This is a genomic window from Tessaracoccus lubricantis, from assembly GCF_039544535.1.
GTDB lineage: Bacteria > Actinomycetota > Actinomycetes > Propionibacteriales > Propionibacteriaceae > Arachnia > Arachnia lubricantis.
The window spans coordinates 1-3,405 of the sequence record NZ_BAABLV010000053.1 but is presented as its reverse complement, the minus strand read 5'-3'; the positions used below and the strand labels follow the sequence as shown (position 1 = coordinate 3,405).

The following is a 3,405-nucleotide window of genomic DNA, read 5'->3' as shown; positions in this document are numbered from 1 at the left end:
ACAACCACCAAACCCACAGTCAAACCCCTATACAACCCCCTATACCCACCATCCCGACCCGGGTAGGGGTCGGGATGGTGGGTACCCTCGATCTCCCAGTAGCGTTAGCGCTATGACCAGCGTCAGCGAGAACCACGCCGCCAGACTGCTAGTAGTGCTGCAAACACTCCGGAAACGAGCTCATGCCACCGCGCGCGAAGCCACTTTGGAGGAGGTCTGGTTCTGGGCCCTGACCAGCCCAAAATCCTCAATCCGAAGCATCGACTGGAAGGGAAGCACCAGTTGGGCGTTATGGCGGCTGGGGCACTACGGCACCGGTGTGGATCCCAGATTCGAACCTCACACCGACCGCCCAGCTGTTGCAGCTCATGTCGCGGCCTACTCAGAACTCTTCCCAGCCGCGCTCGAACAAGCTACCTTGCTCGAGAAGGCAGGGTTCAGGTTCCGCTGGACTCAGGATGCCCACGACTGGGGCCAGGCGTTCTTCCCCACCCACCATGGGTTCGCCAGCACCACCATCGGCTCTGAAGAAATCATCACCAGCCAAGCTCTCAAGCATCTGAAGTCCGTGGCCGAGGCCTGGAGACAGCATGAAGCTCTCATTAGCGTCGTGCCCCAGGTCTCGGATCGGGAACTGCTGCGCGATGAGATCTACCGCGTCATCGGCTCAGTCCTCGATGACCAGACCCTGCATGCCGATCTGCAACAGCTGATAGTTCGACGCCTGCATGACATCCTCTGGGCCATAGATCACTGGATTGCTGGGGGCTCCGATGGAGTGCGAGCAGCCTGTGAACGGCTCGCCTTTGCCTACACGATCGCGGATGAAAAGACTCAGCGCCAATGGCCAACCTACGTGTGGAGCTTCATCCGAAAAGTGATGCTCGTAGCGGCAGTCGTATCCGATGTTGGCGGCTCGTACCAGACAATCACGCTGGCCAAACACCTCATCCTGGACGACAAGTAGAGCCCGGCCCGCTCAGCTGAGAAACCCGGTGGCGGCGCGGTCCGGGGACCAACCCTTTCCGCGCCTGCCACACGTCTCCCGGCCACGACATCCCTGCCGTGGGTGGTCCGAGGACGCTGGGGGCCTCTCGGCCGTCTCTCATGTTAGATCAGAAGTTGCTCTCGTAGCCACGTGGCGGCCTCTGGCCACACCAGCACACCCTCAACGGGGATCCGGTGGCGCTCAGTCTCGAGGATCGCTGTGGACGCCTCGTGGGCTTCAACAATGACGTACACCCGAGGGCGTGCCGGCAGCGCAGGCAGATCCTCCAGACCCGCTGCTGTCAGCAGCACCACTCGGGCCCCAGTCCAGCGTTGGGTGAACTCCTCGAGGTCTTCCACCCAGTCGACGCCATCCACGTCGGCGGGGCGCCAATTGTGAGAGGGGGGCATAGCCAACGGTGTCTTCGGCCGGACGGGTCCACACCCAAGGCGACAGCTCGTAGCCAGGCACTCGCATGGCCGCGGCCTTGGCCACACCGTCGACGACGCGCTGCTCATTGCTCCCGGCCCAGAGGCGAGTGTCGCGGTAGGCGTGTTGAGCCGCGTGGCAGGCCTTCAGCACATCCCGCACGTCGAGGGGGCCCTCGACGGGACGGTAACGGTGCTGCTGGGGGTCGTCGTCCCTGGCGCGCAAGAGCGCCACCGGACGGGCCGCAAGCGGCCCGCTGTGCGCAGCGGCGTAAACGCCGCTGACAAGCTTGTTTGTCGTCTGCCGGCTCCGCTGGGGGCGGTGGGGCGCCGCTAGCGGCGCCAGGGCAAGGGGTGCTGCTGTGCCCGTAAACGGGCAAGCAACGCCTTAATGTTGCCTACTTGCCCGTTTACGTTGTGTGGTTGTCTGATCATGGTGCGCGCGCTTACGCGGTGACGCCGTACAGGTGCGGCGCCCCCGCAAGTCACAGGCATCTCACTTCAGCACCTGCACAAATAAAGGCATCCTGGCGATGCCTCTTCACCCCCGACGATCTTCTCCTGCAACCTCTCGGTAAGAGCCGCCTACTCAATCTACGAGGGCCGGAGACCATCATCCAGAGGACTGATCTTCACCTATGGGAGGGGAGATAAGAAGTCCGGTTTGAACGCGTTTATAAAGTAGCCGTAATCATCGAAATCGAGGGTCAAAGGACGCATTAGGTTAAAAAGTTGCGCTCCAGTCCCTTGGAGGCGCAACTGCGAAGGGTTAATGTTAGCAACGCCCAGAATGTAGTGTCCCTGCGCATCCGTGACCAAGTCCAGCTTGATGAGCTGATATATCTCAAAGAGGACGCCGATCTGAAGGGGTTCAAGTGTCTCATCGTTCCGGAAGTCTCGAGTCCTGATCAAATTCTTCATCTGGCCGCTACCGATGATGAAGATACTCAGGAGTTGTCGGTACGTGAGCGAATCCATGAGAGACAAGATGTAGTTGGCATGGCCGGTGTCGAGGTCGTCAGTGAACACCACATTTGTATAGAAGTTGGCCAATAGCGCTACCTTGCGCTCTTCATACGCCTTTCTCGCCGCGAGAAACGCACCTTCGAGCAACTCCTCTGCCTCTGACCGCAGTTGCTTTGCCTGCCTGCGCGCTTGCGGGCGGAAGAAGGACTCGGACCGGGGTCGCTCGCCTCCATTGAGACGTGCAGCAACGCTTTCAAGGGCAAGAACGTACATCGCTCCCATACGCTTCTGCTCGGTCTGCGAGGTGAATCTCGCAGCGACATCCCCCGCTACGGCCTTCATCGCATCCTGCAAGAGTGCTCCTGCTGTTGCGCCTCCAATCGCGCCAAGAGGACCGGCGACAAACCCTCCCATGGCGGCCCCTGTCGCGATGCCTAGAGCTCCAGCACCCGACTTGATCATTCCAGTCAGGGGCGACTCCCCATCCTTATACTCACTCATGACTTCCCCTCGCTTACCGTTGGGCTCAGACTACTGCTGCGGCCACCGGTGAGGGGGTGAGGTGCTTCTGGGTGGCTACTCCTGCTCCAGAGTAGGCGTCGGAGACTCTTGGAGGATTCCGCTGCTGAGGATAGATGAGCGAATGGCGTTGAGATCGAGATGGGTCTTTGCTGCCACTGGGGGAGCACTCTTGACGCCCAGACTGAGGTCTTTAAGCAGCCTGCTCGCGAGACTCCACGCCGTGAAGAACTCTCCCGTCTGAACGTCTGCCACGGGGAGACCCAAGGCAGCAGCGATCACGAAAACAAACTGGTCCCAGCCCCACGATTGCGGCTGAAACGCGGCAACTGCGCCTGCTGGCGCAAGAATCAAACTGGACAGGATTCCGGGGTTGCCTCCCAAAGGAGCGACGAGCTCAGGCCGCACATGAGGCGGCAACGCTTCATGATTCGCCGCCATCATGATTCGACTAGCTACCTCGATGGATTTGAGCTTATAAGCCGGCAAGACCCATACGTTCAT

The 3,405-nt window shown here is 60.5% G+C and carries 3 protein-coding genes; 1 reads left to right on the top strand and 2 read right to left on the bottom strand.

All coding sequences use genetic code 11. From position 1 onward, the window contains the following. Positions 1-112: 112 nt before the first annotated feature. The gene (locus ABEA30_RS15400; protein ID WP_345584422.1) at positions 113-967 is read left to right on the top strand and encodes a hypothetical protein; all 855 of its coding nucleotides are present in this window, start codon (positions 113-115) and stop codon (positions 965-967) included. A gap of 1,085 nt (positions 968-2,052) precedes the next feature. Here ABEA30_RS15400 and ABEA30_RS15395 read toward each other — a convergent pair. Together ABEA30_RS15395 and ABEA30_RS15390 are read right to left on the bottom strand one after the other, a co-directional pair. Continuing rightward, positions 2,053-2,883 (bottom strand): hypothetical protein, encoded by an 831-nt coding sequence (locus ABEA30_RS15395; RefSeq protein ID WP_345584420.1) that lies wholly within the window; start codon positions 2,881-2,883, stop codon positions 2,053-2,055. A gap of 75 nt (positions 2,884-2,958) precedes the next feature. Then, positions 2,959-3,405, bottom strand: a 447-nt coding sequence (locus ABEA30_RS15390) for a hypothetical protein (RefSeq protein ID WP_345584418.1), incomplete at its 5' end; no start/stop codon positions are given.

Excerpts from the sequence above, each read along its gene's own strand:
- ABEA30_RS15400 (WP_345584422.1), top strand. The coding sequence starts at position 113 with ATGACCAGCGTCAGCGAGAACCACGCCGCCAGACTGCTAGTAGTGCTG.
- ABEA30_RS15395 (WP_345584420.1), bottom strand. The coding sequence starts at position 2,883 with ATGAGTGAGTATAAGGATGGGGAGTCGCCCCTGACTGGAATGATCAAG.